The sequence below is a fragment of the Undibacterium sp. FW305-107 genome (assembly GCF_058788535.1).
On the sequence record NZ_JBYTAV010000007.1, the window covers coordinates 29,362 to 45,541 of the forward strand.

At 50.1% G+C, this 16,180-nt stretch carries 19 protein-coding genes, 4 tRNA genes and 1 riboswitch; of the genes, 17 read left to right on the plus strand and 6 right to left on the minus strand.

What is annotated here, in order from left to right; genetic code table 11:
• Nucleotides 1–4: 4 nt before the first annotated feature.
• Both AC3WQT_RS16130 and AC3WQT_RS16135 read right to left on the minus strand, forming a co-directional pair.
• Entirely contained in the window at nt 5–403 is a 399-nt protein-coding gene (locus AC3WQT_RS16130) for a dihydroneopterin aldolase (RefSeq protein WP_492705126.1), read from the minus strand.
• A gap of 13 nt (nt 404–416) precedes the next feature.
• Nucleotides 417–1,211, minus strand: coding sequence for an SDR family oxidoreductase (locus AC3WQT_RS16135; protein ID WP_492705128.1), 795 nt, complete (start codon nt 1,209–1,211; stop codon nt 417–419).
• Nucleotides 1,212–1,267: 56 nt separating this feature from the next.
• Here AC3WQT_RS16135 and AC3WQT_RS16140 point away from each other — a divergent pair, with 56 nt between their 5' ends.
• The 5 genes from AC3WQT_RS16140 (at nt 1,268) to AC3WQT_RS16160 (ending at nt 6,936) form a co-directional block, all read left to right on the plus strand.
• Nucleotides 1,268–2,437, plus strand: a complete 1,170-nt coding sequence (locus AC3WQT_RS16140; RefSeq protein ID WP_492705129.1) for a class I SAM-dependent methyltransferase — start codon at nt 1,268–1,270, stop codon at nt 2,435–2,437.
• Between the two features lie 71 nt (nt 2,438–2,508).
• Nucleotides 2,509–2,706 carry a DUF2905 domain-containing protein gene (locus AC3WQT_RS16145; protein WP_492705131.1) on the plus strand — a complete coding sequence of 66 codons (198 nt, stop codon included), beginning with the start codon at nt 2,509–2,511 and terminating at the stop codon, nt 2,704–2,706.
• Between the two features lie 209 nt (nt 2,707–2,915).
• Entirely contained in the window at nt 2,916–4,544 is a 1,629-nt protein-coding gene (locus tag AC3WQT_RS16150) for a tetratricopeptide repeat protein (RefSeq protein WP_492705132.1), read from the plus strand.
• Nucleotides 4,545–4,631: 87 nt separating this feature from the next.
• Nucleotides 4,632–6,188, plus strand: coding sequence for an HDOD domain-containing protein (locus AC3WQT_RS16155; RefSeq protein ID WP_492705133.1), 1,557 nt, complete (start codon nt 4,632–4,634; stop codon nt 6,186–6,188).
• A gap of 85 nt (nt 6,189–6,273) precedes the next feature.
• Nucleotides 6,274–6,936, plus strand: a complete 663-nt coding sequence (locus AC3WQT_RS16160) for a LysE family transporter (protein WP_492705135.1) — start codon at nt 6,274–6,276, stop codon at nt 6,934–6,936.
• 50 nt (nt 6,937–6,986) lie between these two features.
• Here AC3WQT_RS16160 and AC3WQT_RS16165 read toward each other — a convergent pair whose 3' ends face one another.
• From AC3WQT_RS16165 to AC3WQT_RS16175, 3 genes are read right to left on the minus strand one after another with little or no spacing between them, the layout of a single operon-like run.
• Nucleotides 6,987–7,790: a hypothetical protein gene (locus AC3WQT_RS16165; RefSeq protein ID WP_492705136.1), complete on the minus strand. Its 804-nt coding sequence runs from the start codon at nt 7,788–7,790 to the stop codon at nt 6,987–6,989.
• A 6-nt stretch (nt 7,791–7,796) separates the two neighbouring features.
• Entirely contained in the window at nt 7,797–8,159 is a 363-nt protein-coding gene (gene arsC / locus AC3WQT_RS16170) for an arsenate reductase (glutaredoxin) (RefSeq protein ID WP_492705137.1), read from the minus strand.
• 45 nt (nt 8,160–8,204) lie between these two features.
• Nucleotides 8,205–8,786: a TMEM165/GDT1 family protein gene (locus AC3WQT_RS16175; RefSeq protein ID WP_492705139.1), complete on the minus strand. Its 582-nt coding sequence runs from the start codon at nt 8,784–8,786 to the stop codon at nt 8,205–8,207.
• Between the two features lie 51 nt (nt 8,787–8,837).
• A riboswitch (yybP-ykoY riboswitch) is annotated at nt 8,838–9,003 on the minus strand.
• Nucleotides 9,004–9,163: 160 nt separating this feature from the next.
• Here AC3WQT_RS16175 and AC3WQT_RS16180 point away from each other — a divergent pair.
• Nucleotides 9,164–9,913, plus strand: coding sequence for an MgtC/SapB family protein (locus AC3WQT_RS16180; protein WP_492705141.1), 750 nt, complete (start codon nt 9,164–9,166; stop codon nt 9,911–9,913).
• Nucleotides 9,914–9,952: 39 nt separating this feature from the next.
• Here AC3WQT_RS16180 and AC3WQT_RS16185 read toward each other — a convergent pair whose 3' ends face one another.
• Complete coding sequence (locus AC3WQT_RS16185; protein WP_492705143.1) at nt 9,953–10,549, minus strand: TetR/AcrR family transcriptional regulator; 597 nt, start codon at nt 10,547–10,549, stop codon at nt 9,953–9,955.
• Nucleotides 10,550–10,825: 276 nt separating this feature from the next.
• Between AC3WQT_RS16185 and AC3WQT_RS16190 the strand changes: the two genes are divergently transcribed.
• The 11 genes from AC3WQT_RS16190 (at nt 10,826) to rplL (ending at nt 16,104) form a co-directional block, all read left to right on the plus strand.
• Nucleotides 10,826–10,911 (plus strand) — tRNA-Tyr (locus AC3WQT_RS16190).
• A 48-nt stretch (nt 10,912–10,959) separates the two neighbouring features.
• Nucleotides 10,960–11,033, plus strand: a tRNA-Gly gene (locus AC3WQT_RS16195).
• Between the two features lie 33 nt (nt 11,034–11,066).
• A tRNA-Thr gene (locus tag AC3WQT_RS16200) sits at nt 11,067–11,141 on the plus strand.
• Nucleotides 11,142–11,219: 78 nt separating this feature from the next.
• Nucleotides 11,220–12,410 (plus strand): elongation factor Tu, encoded by a 1,191-nt coding sequence (gene tuf / locus AC3WQT_RS16205; protein WP_423018072.1) that lies wholly within the window; start codon nt 11,220–11,222, stop codon nt 12,408–12,410.
• Nucleotides 12,411–12,478: 68 nt separating this feature from the next.
• Nucleotides 12,479–12,554 (plus strand) — tRNA-Trp (locus AC3WQT_RS16210).
• Between the two features lie 36 nt (nt 12,555–12,590).
• A complete protein-coding gene (gene secE, locus AC3WQT_RS16215) occupies nt 12,591–12,974 on the plus strand; it encodes a preprotein translocase subunit SecE (protein ID WP_492705144.1) in 384 nt (127 codons plus the stop codon).
• A complete protein-coding gene (nusG, locus tag AC3WQT_RS16220; RefSeq protein ID WP_492705146.1) occupies nt 12,974–13,567 on the plus strand; it encodes a transcription termination/antitermination protein NusG in 594 nt (197 codons plus the stop codon). The genes secE and nusG overlap by 1 nt, the downstream gene beginning before the upstream one ends.
• Nucleotides 13,568–13,723: 156 nt before the next feature.
• Nucleotides 13,724–14,155, plus strand: coding sequence for a 50S ribosomal protein L11 (rplK, locus tag AC3WQT_RS16225; protein ID WP_186956792.1), 432 nt, complete (start codon nt 13,724–13,726; stop codon nt 14,153–14,155).
• Complete coding sequence (gene rplA, locus AC3WQT_RS16230; protein WP_110258377.1) at nt 14,155–14,850, plus strand: 50S ribosomal protein L1; 696 nt, start codon at nt 14,155–14,157, stop codon at nt 14,848–14,850. The genes rplK and rplA overlap by 1 nt, the downstream gene beginning before the upstream one ends.
• Nucleotides 14,851–15,146: 296 nt before the next feature.
• Nucleotides 15,147–15,683 (plus strand): 50S ribosomal protein L10, encoded by a 537-nt coding sequence (gene rplJ / locus AC3WQT_RS16235; RefSeq protein WP_162039459.1) that lies wholly within the window; start codon nt 15,147–15,149, stop codon nt 15,681–15,683.
• 52 nt (nt 15,684–15,735) lie between these two features.
• Nucleotides 15,736–16,104 (plus strand): 50S ribosomal protein L7/L12, encoded by a 369-nt coding sequence (gene rplL, locus AC3WQT_RS16240; protein ID WP_423050760.1) that lies wholly within the window; start codon nt 15,736–15,738, stop codon nt 16,102–16,104.
• Nucleotides 16,105–16,180 lie beyond the last annotated feature (76 nt).

A 16,180-nucleotide genomic window follows, 5' to 3' on the forward strand; every position in this document is an offset into this window, starting at 1 on the left:
GTGTTTAAATATCTGTTTTGATCTTGAATACTTCTACCCCTACGCCTTCACAATCTGCGTAGACATCAGGCTTCATGGTAGAGATGCGTACTGCGCGTACTTTAGGATGTGCCAGCATGATCGTGGCGACATCATCACACAGGGTTTCCTGCAGGTGTACATGGCCTTTGGAAATGCGGTCGGCTATGGTGCAACGCATGAAATCATAATCGACGACTTCTTCCAGCTGGTCATCCTTGGGTGTGGACAGGGCCAACGGGATATACAGGTCCACATTGAAGAGCACGCGTTGCTCGCCCTTTTTCTCGAACTCATGTACGCCGATGTTGATGGAGATTTCATAATTGCGCAAGAACAGGCGGCGGCAGTCTGAGAGCTGGGGGTGGTGCAGGATGGATAACATGGTGGTCCCGGGATTAAGGTGAAATAGCTTGGTTTGCAGTCGCCAAAAACATGACATCGCGCTGCAAGGGAATAAGGTGCTGGCCGCCATCAACGAGGATGGTGGTGCCTGTCATGGCAGGGCTATCAGCCAGAAAACAGACTGTGCGGGCAATATCTTCAGGCGTGCTGGACCTGCCCAATGGCGTGACCTGGTGTGCCTGCTGGAAATCTGCCGTGCTTTGATGACCGGATTCCATGGTGATGCCGGGTGCAACGCCAACTACACGCACTTTAGGCGCCAGCGCCTGCGCCAGTGTCGTGGTCGCACATAGCAGTGCTGCTTTGGACAGGGTGTAAGACAAAAAATCGGGGTTCAGGTTGTACAGCTTTTGATCCAGCAGATTGATGACGCAGGTTTGCTCGCCATCTGCTGTTGCCGCATGCAGTGCTTGCGCCAGTATGATGGGTGCGGCCAGATTGGCATGCATATGCCTGTCCAGGCTGGCGTGGCTGAAGCTGTGCACATCATCTTCTGCAAACAGCGAGGCATTATTGACGATGCAATCTATCTTGCCCATCGCGGCTATCGCTGCGGGTAACAATGCGTGCGTTGCTGTTTCATCTGCCAGGTCTGCCTGCAAGGCATGGGCGCGGCGGCCCAGTGCCTGGATTTCTGTCACCAGGGTCTGCGCTTCCACTGCCGAATTGCCATAATGGACAAGAATATCCCAACCCTGCCGCGCCATATGCAGGGCGATATGCCGCCCTATGCGTTTGGCGGCACCGGTGATCAGTGCTGTGCGGTTTGTGCGGCTATTGCTGCTCATACGTCTCTCATGGAAATTCTTGACAAGGGGTACTGCGTTTTCAATACAATGCGGCTATGCATAAATTATCTCTACCTGTGCCAGGCGATGATGCGCTGGCCGCTTCATCTGCTTTGCAACAACTGATTATCGACGACATCCATCAACATCAGGGCTGGATACCGTTTTCGCGCTACATGGAACTGGCGCTGTATGCGCCTGACCTTGGTTATTACAGCGGTGGTGCCACAAAATTAGGCAAAGACGGTGATTTTACAACCGCACCGGAAATGTCGCCGCTATTTGGAGCCACCCTGGCCAGGTTGGCAAGTCAGTTATTCAGTCAAACTGCAGCCGAAGTCATGGAGTTCGGTGCAGGCACGGGCAAGCTTGCCTTGGATTTTTTGTCGGAATGTCAATTGTCTGGAATCGCGATAGAGCGCTATTTTATCGTGGAATTGTCTGGCGAACTGCGTGCACGTCAGGAAGAATTGCTGAAAGACTTCCCACAAGTGCAATGGTTGCAAAAAATGCCAGACTCTTTTTCCGGCCTGGTGCTGGGGAATGAGGTGCTCGATGCCATGCCGGTTGACCTTGTTATCAAGACAGCTGATGGCTGGCATGAAGTCGGAGTGGCAGTGGTGGACGAGGACAGCATGCCAAGACTGATTTTCCGCGAACAGCCACAGGCCTGCAGTCCTGACAAGACTGCGCAAATCCCTAATGCAGATGAATTGCCGGTCGGTTATCTGACGGAAGTCCATGCGATCTCCAGCGGTTTCATGCATAGCCTGGCATCCATGCTGCTCGCCAGCGGCAAGCCAGCAGCAGCGATACTGATAGATTATGGTTTCCCAGCTGCCGAGTATTATCACCCGCAGCGCCAGCAAGGCAGCCTGATGTGCCATTACCGCCATCATGCCCATCCCGATCCATTTTATCTGCCAGGCTTGCAGGACATCACCGCCCATGTTGACTTTACCGCCATGGCCAGGGCTGGTCTGGCAGCAGGGCTGGAGTTATTGAATTACACCAGCCAGGCCAGCTTTTTGACGGCGGCAGGCATCGCCGATGTATTGGCGCGCACCTCGGCAGAGCAGGTCATGGACTACTTGCCAAAGGCAAATGCCCTGCAAAAACTGGTTTCGCCCGCGGAAATGGGGGAGTTGTTCAAAGTGCTGGTCATGGGGTATGGCATGGAATTGCCAGAAAATTTATTGCGTCTTGATCGTAGCCATCGCTTATGATGGCCGACAGTTGAATTTGCAATGCAGGAAATTTCCTTTGGGAAATTAAACCGAAGAAACAGGAGCAGGTTTTGTTACGCTGGGTATTGACCATCTTTCTCGCCGTCGTGGTTTTTTCCAGCTTGTTGCCCTGGCTGGAAAAGCTGGGCATAGGCCGTTTGCCGGGGGATGTGCGTTTCAAACTGTTTGGCCGTAATTTTTCCTTCCCCTTTGCGTCCACCATACTGATCTCTTTATTTGTCCTGCTGTTGGCAAGGATATTCAAGTAAATGCGTTAAATATGTTAAAGCCTTGCAACATTGTTGTCATATGGGGGTAAAGTTTCCATATTATTGCGCCGTCACTTTAATATAATGAAATTGCCTGCTTATGCATAAAGTAAGCACAAAGTAAGCATAAAGCCTTAATCAGGTTGGTCAGGAAGACGGCCAGGCACGCACTGCAGCGAGATCAACAATAAATTACGCTAAAGGTTGAAATGAGCGAACTCAGCGACATCAGGGCATTGCTCGTTGAACCGCATGCAGGTATGCGGGTCAGTTTGCACAACATGCTCAATTTGTGCGGCATTACCAAGATAGAACACGGGCTTTCTGCCGGGACGGCTGTGCGCACTATACAAGCCAAGGTATTTGACCTGATCTTGTGCGAATATGACCTGGGTGTTGGTCAGGACGGCCAGCAACTGCTGGAAGACATGCGCCATCACAAGCTGGCACCTTTATCGACCATCTTTATCATGGTGACGGCTGAGCGCTCTTATGCCAAGGTAGTCAGTGCGGCTGAACTTGCGCCCTCGGATTATCTGCTCAAACCATTCACTGCCGATATGCTGCTGGAGCGCGTTATCCGTGCGCTGGAAAAACGCAAGGCCTTTGTCGATGTCCATGGCCTGATGGAACAGGGCCTGATCCCGGAAGCCATCATGGCTTGCCATCATGGTGAACGCGATCATCCCAAATACGCGATAGACTTCATGCGCCTGCGTGCTGAATTGCATGTGATACAGGGGGAAGCGGCTGAGGCGGAAGAATTATATAAATATTTATTTGAATTAAAGGCCGTGGCCTGGGCGCGACTGGGCCTGGCCAAGACTCTGTTCATGCAGGGTAAATACCAGGAAGCAGAAGATATTTTAAAAAATCTGGTGTCCGAAAATAATAAATATATGGATGCTTACGACTGGCTGGCCAAGACCCACGAAATGGTCGGAGAATTGCCTGAGGCGAAGGAAGTACTGGATGTGGCTGTCAGCGTTTCACCTCATGCCGTCAGGCGTTTGCGCAAGCTGGGCCAGATCGCTCTGGAAACCGGGGACATAGAAACAGCTGAAAATGTCTTGAAAAAAGTGGTCAGCAAAGCCAAGTTTTCTGAATTCCGCGATCCTGAAGACCATATGAATCTGGTTGATGCCCTGGTCAAGAAGGGGGATACGGAACAAGCCAAATCTGTCATCCGCGATCTTGAAAAAAACATGGTGGGCATGAAAAAAACTGCTGCCGTCAGGGCGATTTCTGCAGCCATGGTACATGCCAAGACGGGTGATGCGAGGTTGGGTGAAGAGCTTGACAATGCAGTCGCCGCTTCGCGTGAAGACATAGGCCTGTCTACAGAAGCCAAGTTGGGGCTGGCAAAAAGCTGTCTTGAAAATGATCAGGAAGACAACGCTTCCGAGATTATTCTCGACGTTATGAAAAACGCCAGTAACCAGCAAGTCATGAGCAAGGCCATGGGCGTGTTTGAGAGCGCAGGCAAGGGACATCTTGCCAAGGAACTGGCGCAACGCAGCCAGAAAGAAGTCATGGACTTGGTTGCCCTGGGTGTGCAAAAAGCCAAACAAGGCGATTTCCGCGGTTCGGTAGAATTGATGGCAGCGGCTGCACGCAAGTCGCCAGATAATCCGCAAGTGATCTTGAATGCCGCGCTGGCAGCCTTGAAATGTCTGGAAAACATGGGTTGGGACCATGCCACTGGTGAGCTGGCGCGCAGCCTGATCGAGTCGGCACGTCGCCTTGATCCCATGAATCCGCGCCTGAAAGCGATACGTGGCCTGTATGACGAATTGCAGAAAAAATACGGCATCAATGCTGCCCGTGTTGCCAAGTAAAGATTAAATATAAAAAATTAGATACAAAAGATTAAACAACCAGACTTCAGAATGGTTTTGTTAAGAAAATAGGTAGTTGCGGAGACCATGGCCATTCAACCTTCTGTTCATTTAGGCGAACACGCACCGGTGACGGCGCGTGATCTGTTGCTCAAGCAAATCAATGAAGAGAGTAATTTACCAACTTTGGGTGTGTCGATTACCAAAGTCGTTGAAATTACCTCATCGAGTGAAGACCCGGTTGCCAAGCTCGCACATTTTGTGCTTGCCGATGTCGCCCTGACACAAAAAATACTCAGGTTATCGAATACCATCCATTACCGCACCAGTTCAGGCGCACCTGTCACTACCATCTCCAGGGCGATATTTTTACTGGGGTTTAACAGCATCAAGACCAGTGCCATGGCGATGCTGCTGGTCGACTGTTTCAAGGATAAAAGCCATGCCAATAGCGTCAGGCGCGAACTGGTACAGGCGCTGTGTGCCAGTATAGTAGGACGTGAAATGGCTGCGCGTGGGCGCTTCCAGGATGGCGAAGAAGCCGCAGTGGCTGCCTTGTTCAAGAATGTCGGCAAGATACTGGTGGCATCCTATGACCACCCCTTATATAGCCGCATACAAGCCATGTTGCAGACCGGGCAGACTACTTCGCAGGAAGCTGCTTCCACACTGCTGGGTTGCAGCTATGAACGCTTTGGCGAAATGGCACTGCAGGAATGGAAAATACCTGACACCATCATACAATCTCTGGTGCCTTTGCCAGGCGGTGAATTGAAGAAAGTGAATACTCGTGCTGAATGGTTGCGCCAGGTTGCCAGCTTCAGTGACGCCCTGGCATCTACCATTATGAGTTCCGGTGGGGCCAATCTCAGTGAAAAAGCCAAGCCCCTGCTGCTCAAATATGGCAAGGCGCTGGACTTTGATCAGGCCATACTAGATGAGATGCTGGTCAAGGTAGAAACGGAAACCCGGCAACTGGCCAAGAGCATGGATATTGCCATGGGTGATATCCATATCGGCGAAGCCGACGCCAACACTACCAATGGTGTGCCGAATGATCTTTTACTGAAAAATTATGAGGCTGGCGAAATACAGAGTGATGAACGTCACCCTAGTGGCAAGCCCAAGCATGCACGCGATCTTTTATTGGCTGGTGTGCAGGATGTCACGCAAATGCTGGCATCTGACAGCTTCAAACTGAATGACTTGATCCTCCTGGTGCTGGAAACCCTGTATAGCAGCATGGGCTTTCGCTTTGCCACTGTTTGCCTGCGCGACCTGCAGACCGTGCGTTATGTTGCGCGCCTGGCGATAGGTGAAAATTACCAGGAAAGACAAAGAGGCTTTGCCTTTAGTGGCAAACCTGACCAGAATTTATTCCATCTGGCGATGAGCAATAATGTGGATCTGATGATCTCCGATGCTTCTGTCCCCAAGATACAAAACCTGTTGCCTGATTGGCACAAACAATTGCTGCCAGATGCACGCAGCTTCATCATCCTGCCTTTGGTGATACAGAAAAAACCACTGGGCCTGTTTTATGCCGACCGCGCCGTGAACGCGGATGAAGGTGTACCGCCAGATGAAACAGCGCTCATCAAGACCCTGAAGAGTCAATTGCTGGCCGCCATGATGCGTGGCTAAGCACCAGAGTAAGTGCTTGTACGGACTGCAAGGATGAAACCTGCAGGTTACAATGTCCTGTCATCATCTCAGCGGGACGAATCTCATGCACTTCACTACATGGCTTACTTTCTTCTTTGCGGCCTGCGTCATCGCCGTTTCACCTGGCTCCGGCGCTGTGCTGTCCATGTCGCACGGCTTGAATTATGGTGTCAAAAAAACCAGTGGCACCATCATGGGTTTGCAAGCGGGCTTGTTGCTGATACTGGCTATTGCCGGTGCAGGTGTTGGTTCCATCCTGATGGCTTCAGAGTTCGCTTTCAGTGTTGTCAAGACGGTGGGCGCGCTTTACCTGATTTATCTGGGGATCAGTCAATGGCGTGCCAAAATTGATGTCGCGGCTGAAAGCGATGCGGGTGCTGATCATGCCGCTAGTACCGTTAATATTCAGGTGCCAGCCATGTCCAAACGCTTTTTGACGGGCTTTTTGACGAATGCCACCAATCCCAAGGGTATTATCTTCATGGTGGCCGTACTGCCGCAGTTTATTTCGCATGATGCACCGCTGTTGCCGCAGTTGTTGATACTGGGTGTGACCATGTGTGCGATTGATCTGGTTGTCATGCATGGCTATGCATTTGCGGCATCGACCATGCAGCGTTACTTCCGTGATCCCAAATGGCTGAAGAGCCAGAACCGTTTCTTTGGCGGGATATTGATGGCGATAGGTGCGGCGCTGTTTTTCGTCAAACGCAGCCCGTCCAATTAAAAAATGCCGCCAGTGAATATTCACGGCGGCATGTTTTATTCCAGTTTTTTTCAGGCCAAGGGGATTTGCTGTTTCTTCGCCAGCGCATCGATGTCTTGCCAGATCGTCATTTGATTCAACAGGCGTGTTGCCGGGTCCAGCATGGGGTTCAGGTTGAAGAAACGCTCCAGAGCAGTTTCATCAAAATTACTGTGCTGGGAAAAATTGATACGTCCGTACTGCTTGCGGAATGCATGCAATAAATCGGCTGGCGTATCCTTGTGCCAGGATTGCATGAGGCCGCCCACCATCAGGGCAGTATCGGTAGTCTGCTCAAGTGAGCGCGGGCTGCGTGAACTGCTGACATCGCGATAGTCGAGCAGACGGGGAAAGTAAAATTTCTTGATCCATGCGGCAGGTATACCGCCTTCACGCAAGAGCGCACCACTACGCCACAGCTTCCAGCTTTTTTCTGCTTCGCTGTCGGATACAAAGTGCGTATCTGCTGTGAGTACGCAATCTTCGCCCAGCTCTATTTCCAGTATCACAGGCAGACCGGCAGCAAGGGAAATGTTTTCCAGTTCTGGCATCTGTGGTTTTTCACCATGCTGGCTTTGCAGCGCATTCACGAATTCACCCAGCACTTGCTGATGTTCATGATGCAGGCTGCTGGTCGCTTTGCAAAAAGCGGCGCAGGCAGCAAAATAAGCCATCAGTTCGCCCACCATAATGCCGTGTGCGGGCAGGTTTTCTTCTTCCTGAAAGCCCTGGCGTGGCATGTCTGCTGCCATGCCCTGGCGCAGGATAGGATACAACTGGGTGGAGACACAACCAAATTTGACGTGGCTGCCAGCGGCAAGTTTAAATTCTGACATGGCGGCTCAGGCTTTCTTGAACAGGGTGAGGACGTGTTCCGGCGGACGTCCTATTGCCGCTTTATTTTGATAAGTCACTATCGGTCTTTGCAATAAGTGCGGGTGCGTTGCGATGGCTGACAGGGTCGTTGCCGTATCTGCATTAGCCAGTTTCAGACTGGCATATTCAGGCTCATTATTGCGCAGCATGGCCTGTACATCACCAGTATCCAATACCCTTAGCAGACTTTGCAGTTCAGCAAAATTCAAAGGTGTTTTTTGATAATCAATCACTTGCAGGTCTAACTGGCTCTCATCCGCATGCGCCTGCACCAGTGCCAGGGTTTCGCGGGATTTTGAACAGCGTGGATTGTGGTAAATCGTGATCATGTCTGTATCATCATTCTATGGTGCTGCCGTGTCAACACGGCTTATTTAAATTGAAGTTGCAAATTTGAGTTCCATACCAAACAACACTAGCACGCCCAGTACCGCAAAAACTGCCGCAGCACACCAGCGCACATACTTGAAAGGAAAATTCGGTGCAGCTATCTTGCCCAGGAAGACTGCTGGCACATCGGCAATCAGCATGCCCAGTGTGGTGCCGGCGATCACCATCGTCAGGTCAGAATATTTGGCTGCCAGTGCTACTGTCGCCAGCTGGGTTTTGTCGCCAATTTCTGCCAGGAAGAAGGTCGCGCATGTCAGCATGAAAACGCCATAACGGCTTTCACTGATGCCACCATCATCCATCTCATCCGGTTTCAGCGTCCAGGCAGCAATTGCCAAAAAAGACAGGCCCAGCAGATAACGCATTACGCTGCTATCAACATGCGCTGCCACCAGTTGTCCCAGCAAGCCAGCCAGAGTATGGTTGGCCAGTGTCGCGACGAGAATGCCAAGTATGATAGGGCCAGGCTTCTTGTAGCGGGCAGCCAGCAACAACGCAAGCAATTGAGTTTTGTCACCAATTTCACCAACGGTGACAGCAAGGGCAGAGACGAGGAAAGCTTCCATGAGAATAGGCGGGATGGGGCGATTTGTCCGATGACAGCTATATCCCGCCCCATCCCTGGTCAGCGGAAACATAACTATCAAAGGTCTTGCCCAATACAATCAGCGCACTTACTACTTGCTGCTGACTGAACCAAACGCACCATGACCGGCTGGCCAAGTATGTTGATGCGTTTCCCCCGGACTTAACCGGAGCGGGCTACTCCCCAATGAAAGAGAGGCGAAATTATAACCCATACCGCCTGTCAAGTGAGCTTGTATGTGTTTGATGCTGGTTCGATACTGGAATTTGATGATGCATTTGACTATGTTTTACTGGTTCAGCGCTCGTCTGCTTGCTACACTGCGTAGATATAATTTAGTCAATTTGGGGCGACGCGATGACACAATCCTTCTCAAGCTATTTCATGAGTTTTTGGTCGCAGTCTGAATTGCATGCGAATGCAATTATCTTCCTGAATCTGGCTGGGGCCATGTTGCTGGGTTTTGTGGTTGGATATGAACGTTCTTATCATGGCCGCGCTGCCGGCATGCGTACTTATGGCCTGGTCTGTATGGCATCTGCGGCCCTGGTAGTGATAGCTGGCTATCCGGATTTCTGGTTCGGTGCACGCGCCCAGTATCCTGTCAATCTTGATCCTTCGCGTACCATACAGGGCATAGTCACCGGTATCGGTTTTCTTGGCGCTGGTGTGATCATGCGTGAAGGTTTCACTATCAGCGGCTTGACAACCGCTGCGTCTTTATGGGCTTCGTCAGCCATAGGTGTCATGGTCGGTGTCGGCTTTTATGCAGCAGCAATTTTGCTGGCATTTTTATCGGCCGCCTGCATGATTTGGGTATCAAAAATTGAGGCCTGGTTGCCTTCGAGGCCAGCGGTGGCGATTACCATGCAATTTCGCCAGGGTTTCATACCCAGAGAAGATGCCTTGCGCAAAATGGCCTTTGCACGTGGCTATGAAATTGCCACCGGCACCCTGAACATCAGTTGCAGGGACGGGCGTGCTGAATGGCGTTTTGTGGCGGTGGGGTTGAGTCGCAAACTGGCCACTCGCATCAGCGAGCTTTCATTGGAACTGGGGGCGTTTGAAGGTATGGAGTTTTATCAAATTGCCCATGCCCGTAACTAGCTGGAATTAACCGGAATTATCAGGAAATTTGGTGCCAGCTTACTTCTCTCCTGAGGTAACAGGCACACCCAGCATGCCTTGCATGAAAATCTGCGTGACCAGCACGGCAAAGTCAGCATACGATATTTTGTCGGCATCCTGATGCGGTTTCAACCAGGTGAATGTCCAGTTGATCATGCCAAACAAGAGCATGGTGATGGCGCTGCGGTTTTGCGCCGTGGTGCGGTCTGGAAAGCTGCGCTGTATCGCGCCAGCAAACAAGTCGACGATTTTTCTTTGCGCATCGAGTATCAGCTTGCGCTGTGGCTCTTCCAGGAATTTCACATCATTGAGCAAGGCAATATGGCGGGTTTGGGAATGCTCATATTCCGCCAGGAAGGCCGCGATCAGCGTTGGCAAATCATGATGACTCTCAGCCAGGCGTATCAGCACCTGTGTATAACGGTTCAGCAAATCAAACAATATGGCTTCTTTGCTGGGATAGTAATGGTACAGCCTGGCTTTGGAGGTGCCGCAGGTCTGTGCCAGCACACTCATGGACGTACCGGGATAGCTATAGTTGGCAAAGGCAGTCGCCGCCTTTTCCAGGATATCGTCGCGCTGCAATTGATAATCGGATGCGAGGGTGCGGGCCATGGCTAAGGTGTTTGATAGGATGTCAACATCATACCTTGAGCTTGCCAGCAATGGTGATTGTAGGCAAGTTGCAACAAAGGCATGGTGAAGAAATCAATCTGTCTCATCTGCTGCGGATTTTCCTCGTATCTTTTTAATACATATGATTTTATAAATAATCAATAAAATCAAATATTTAGAGAATTTTTCGATAAATCGCGCTTTTGTTTGAGTAAGAAATTCTCAAAAGGGTGTTGACAGTTGGGTCGAGTATCTCCATAATTCGGGGTTCCCTGCGGAGAGGTGGCCGAGTGGTTAAAGGCGACAGACTGTAAATCTGTTCTCTTACGAGTACGCTGGTTCGAATCCAGCCCTCTCCACCACAGGTAAAGAATTGAATTTAGAAATTAGCGGCTGAAGTGGTGGCCTTTGCGGGTGTAGCTCAATGGTAGAGCTGAAGCCTTCCAAGCTTATGACGAGGGTTCGATTCCCTTCACCCGCTCCAGTTTTACTTGCGCGGGGTTTTGCGCAGCAAGCTGCCCTTGTAGCTCAGTGGTAGAGCACTCCCTTGGTAAGGGAGAGGCCACGTGTTCAATCCACGTCAAGGGCACCAAGGTTAGTCTGGTGTTTTCAAGTCTGATTTGTCGGGCGCGTGCCTGAGCATTCTCATCAAAATCGTTAGGAGTCCAAAATGGCAAAAGGTAAGTTCGAGCGCACCAAGCCGCACGTCAACGTCGGTACAATTGGCCACGTTGATCACGGTAAAACCACACTGACAGCAGCGATTGCAACAGTTCTGTCGAAAAAATTCGGCGGCGAAGCTAAAGCATACGACCAGATCGACGCAGCACCAGAAGAAAAAGCGCGCGGTATTACAATCAATACAGCCCACGTTGAGTACGAAACAGCCGGTCGTCACTATGCCCACGTTGACTGCCCAGGCCATGCTGACTATGTTAAAAACATGATCACTGGCGCGGCACAAATGGACGGCGCCATCCTGGTTTGCTCCGCAGCAGACGGCCCAATGCCACAAACTCGCGAACACATCCTGTTGGCCCGCCAGGTTGGCGTTCCATACATCATCGTATTCCTGAACAAATGCGACATGGTGGATGACGCTGAGTTGCTGGAACTGGTTGAAATGGAAGTGCGTGAATTGCTCTCCAAATACGAATTCCCGGGCGACGACCTGCCGATCATTCAAGGTTCCGCCAAACTGGCCCTCGAAGGCGACAAAGGTCCTCTGGGCGAAGAAGCCATCATGAAACTGGCTGATGCTCTGGATTCCTACATCCCAACACCAGAACGTGCTGTTGACGGCGCTTTCCTGTTGCCAGTAGAAGACGTATTCTCCATCTCCGGTCGCGGTACAGTTGTTACTGGCCGTATCGAACGCGGTATCGTCAAAGTTGGCGAAGAGATCGAAATCGTCGGTATCAAAGACACAGTCAAAACAACATGTACTGGTGTTGAAATGTTCCGCAAACTGCTCGACCAGGGTCAAGCAGGTGACAACGTCGGCGTATTGCTGCGTGGTACAAAACGTGAAGATATCCAACGTGGTCAAGTGTTGGCAAAACCAGGCTCAATCAAGCCTCACGCCCACTTCACAGGCGAGATCTATGTTCTGTCCAAAGATGAAGGTGGCCGTCATACACCATTCTTCAACAACTACCGTCCACAGTTCTACTTCCGTACAACGGACGTAACTGGTTCGATCGAGTTGCCGAAAGACAAAGAAATGGTCATGCCAGGTGATAACGTTTCTATCACTGTAAAACTGATCAACCCGATCGCGATGGAAGAAGGCTTGCGCTTCGCTATCCGTGAAGGTGGTCGTACAGTCGGTGCTGGCGTTGTTGCTAAAATCATCGAGTAATAAATAAGTAGTAAAATGCATGCATTACCTGACCTGTGCAGGTAATGCATGCATTAATGTCAAGATGTAGGGGTGTAGCTCAATTGGCAGAGCGTCGGTCTCCAAAACCGAAGGTCGCGGGTTCGATTCCCTCCGCCCCTGCCACCATCAAGGCCACAGGCCACCGAAAGTAAATAAAGTATGTCTAATCATCCCGTTCAAACAGTTAGTACATCCAATGACAAGTACAAAGTCATTCTGGCGGTAGTGGCTGCAATTGCCGGTGTTGCTGCTTTTTATATTCTCGCTGGACAGGCAACGTGGATACGTGCCATCGCTTTGGTAGTTGGTTTGTTGGTTGCTGTTGGATTTGTTGCAACTTCTGAAGTGGGTCGCGACTTTGTCAGCTTTGCAAAAGAAGCTGTGCGCGAAACTAAGAAAGTTGTATGGCCAACCCGCAAAGAAGCGGGTCAGATCACTGCCGTCGTATTCGGTTTTGTTCTGGTGATGGCGATTTTCCTGTGGGGCACCGATCAGTTGATCGGATTTGTGTTGTATGACGTAATCCTCGGATGGAAAAAATAATGAGCGAGAACATTCAGGAAAACGAAGAAGGTACAGCGCCAACGGTGTCTGTACCTAAAAGTGCTAAAAGATGGTACGCCGTGCATGCTTATTCCGGTATGGAAAAGAGCGTGCAACGTGCATTGGTGGAGCGTATAGAACGCGCAGAGATGCAAGATAAATTCGGTCAGATTCTGGTTCCGACTGAAGAAGTGATAGAGCCAAAGAATGGCAAGAAAGTCGTCACTGAGCGTCGTTTGTTCCCCAGCTATGTATTCGTAGAAATGGAAATGACTGACGATACCTGGCATCTGGTAAAAAATACCAGCAAGGTAACCGGTTTTATCGGTGGTAAATCAAACAAGCCTTCTCCGATACCACAACACGAAGTCGACAAGATCTTGCAGCAGATGCAAGAAGGCGTTGAAAAGCCAAGGCCAAAAGTCTTGTACGAAGTAGGCGAAGTAGTCCGCATCAAGGATGGTCCTTTCACTGACTTTAACGGCAATGTTGAAGAAGTCAATTATGAAAAATCCAAAGTGCGCGTGACAGTCACTATTTTTGGCCGTGCTACACCAGTAGAGCTGGAATTCTCCCAGGTCGAAAAGGTTTAACAGGATTCACGTTTGACCAGTACGTAACAAAGCAATTTGTTGAAACTGATCAGAGCGTTGCTTGCTTAATGCAGGTAATTCTCAGCAGGCGGAGGAGCCTGCTGGTGTGAAAAGATACCGGCAGGCGCTACTACTCATTTTTTGAAGGAGCCAAACATGGCAAAGAAAATCATTGGTTTTATCAAGCTGCAAGTGCCAGCTGGTAAAGCAAACCCATCCCCACCTATCGGTCCAGCTCTGGGTCAACGTGGTCTGAATATCATGGAATTCTGCAAAGCGTTCAACGCACAGACCCAAGGTATGGAACCAGGCATGCCTATTCCTGTTGTGATCACCGCATTTGCTGACAAGTCTTTCACTTTCGTGATGAAGACTCCTCCGGCAACTTACATGATCAAAAAAGCAGCTGGTATCACTAAAGGTTCTGCAAAACCACATACAGACAAAGTTGGCAAAATTACTCGCCAGCAAGCTGAAGAAATCGCGACAGTTAAACGCGCTGATTTGACAGCAGCCGATATGGACGCAGCAGTGCGTACTATCGCTGGTTCTGCTCGTTCCATGGGCATCACGGTGGAGGGTCTGTAATGGCTAAGTTATCTAAAAAAGCAAAATTGCTGGCAACGAAAGTTGACCGTTTGAAAGTGTATCCATTTGACAATGCTATCGCCTTGATCAAAGAATGCGCAACAGCAAAATTCAACGAATCCATCGACGTATCCGTACAACTGGGCGTTGATCCTAAGAAATCTGACCAGGTTGTTCGTGGCGCGGTGGTATTGCCAGCTGGTACAGGCAAGACAGTACGCGTAGCCGTATTTGCACAAGGTGCAAAAGCGGAAGAAGCGAAAGCTGCCGGTGCTGATATCGTTGGTATGGAAGATTTGGCTGAACGCGTTAAAGCTGGCGATATGCCATTTGACGTCGTTATCGCTTCTCCAGACACTATGCGTATCGTTGGTACTCTGGGTCAGATCCTGGGTCCACGCGGTTTGATGCCTAATCCTAAAGTCGGCACAGTAACTCCTGACGTAGCTAATGCAGTTAAAAATGCAAAAGCTGGTCAAGTTCAATACCGTACAGACAAAGCAGGTATTATCCACACAACAATCGGCCGTAAGTCGTTTGCTGATGGTGACCTGAAGTCCAACCTGGTTGCACTGATCGATGCTTTGAACAAAGCAAAGCCAGCATCCAGCAAAGGTGTGTATCTGCGTAAAGTATCCATCTCATCCACTATGGGTGCAGGTGTACGTGTAGATCACGCTAATCTGGCAGGCTAAGAATTAAGTCCCTGCATCCTTTGATGTGGGGCGCATCTTTGGGCTGGATGTTTTGAACAAACATCCAGAGTGTCAAAGACCGTTGGGCCGAGTGTGCGAGAGTAGTTTTTCAAGCATGAGGTTAATATCTGAACAGCAATCGACAGATCCCAACGCAGATGGTGTACCCGAACAAGTTTTGTAGTGATTACTGGTCCCCCAGTGAAACTCCTAACTTCGGACGCCGTGTTCGAAACGATATGAGGGAAGTACATCATTCCGGTGTATGGACTGAATATCATTAATGGAGGTTGACCGTGAGTCTCAATCTGAATGACAAAAAAGCCGTCGTCGCTGAAGTCTCTGCAAAAGTAGCAACTGCACAGACTATCGTCGTGGCCGAATATCGTGGCATCCAGGTCGGTCATTTGACGCAATTGCGTGCTAGCGCACGCGCTCAAGGCGTATACATGCGTGTGTTGAAAAACACATTGGCACGTCGCGCTGTTGAGGGAACTGCATTTGCAAGTCTCGCTTCTGAAATGACTGGTCCGTTGATTTATGCAATCTCGGAAGATGCTGTTGCTGCTGCTAAAGTCGTTCAAGACTTTGCAAAAAGCAATGACAAACTGGTTGTTAAAGCTGGTAACTATGCAGGCAAATCGCTGGATAAAGCTGGCGTTGTCGCATTGGCAAGCATTCCTAGCCGTGAAGTATTGTTGGCGCAAGTGGTTGGTATGATGCAGGCTCCTGTATCTGCTTTCGCACGTGCTCTGGCAGCCGTCGCAGCACAGAAAGAATCCGGTTCTCCTGCAGCACCAGTAGCTGAAGCTGCTGAAGCTGTCGCAGAATAAGATTGTTTTCGTCAAATACCGTATCAATGTAATTAATTAATTGGAGTTTCAAATGGCACTTAGCAAAGACGATATCCTGGAAGCCGTAGGCGCGATGTCCGTAATGGACCTGAACGACCTGGTAAAAGCTTTCGAAGAAAAATTTGGTGTATCCGCAGCAGCAGTTGCAGGCCCAGCAGCAGCCGGTCCAGCAGCAGCAGTTGAAGAGCAAACAGAATTCAACGTAATTCTGGCTGAAGTTGGCGCAAACAAAGTTGGCGTTATTAAAGCAGTTCGCGAAATCACTGGCTTGGGCTTGAAAGAAGCTAAAGACCTGGTTGATGGCGCACCTAAAGCAGTTAAAGAAGGCGTTTCTAAAGCTGATGCTGAAGCCGCTAAGAAAAAACTGGAAGAAGCAGGCGCGAAAGCAGACCTCAAGTAATTCAGGTATTATGGCAAATCTCCGGATTTGCCCAAGTCAAAGACAGGAATCCTCTTGGAAGAGAGGGTTCCTCTTT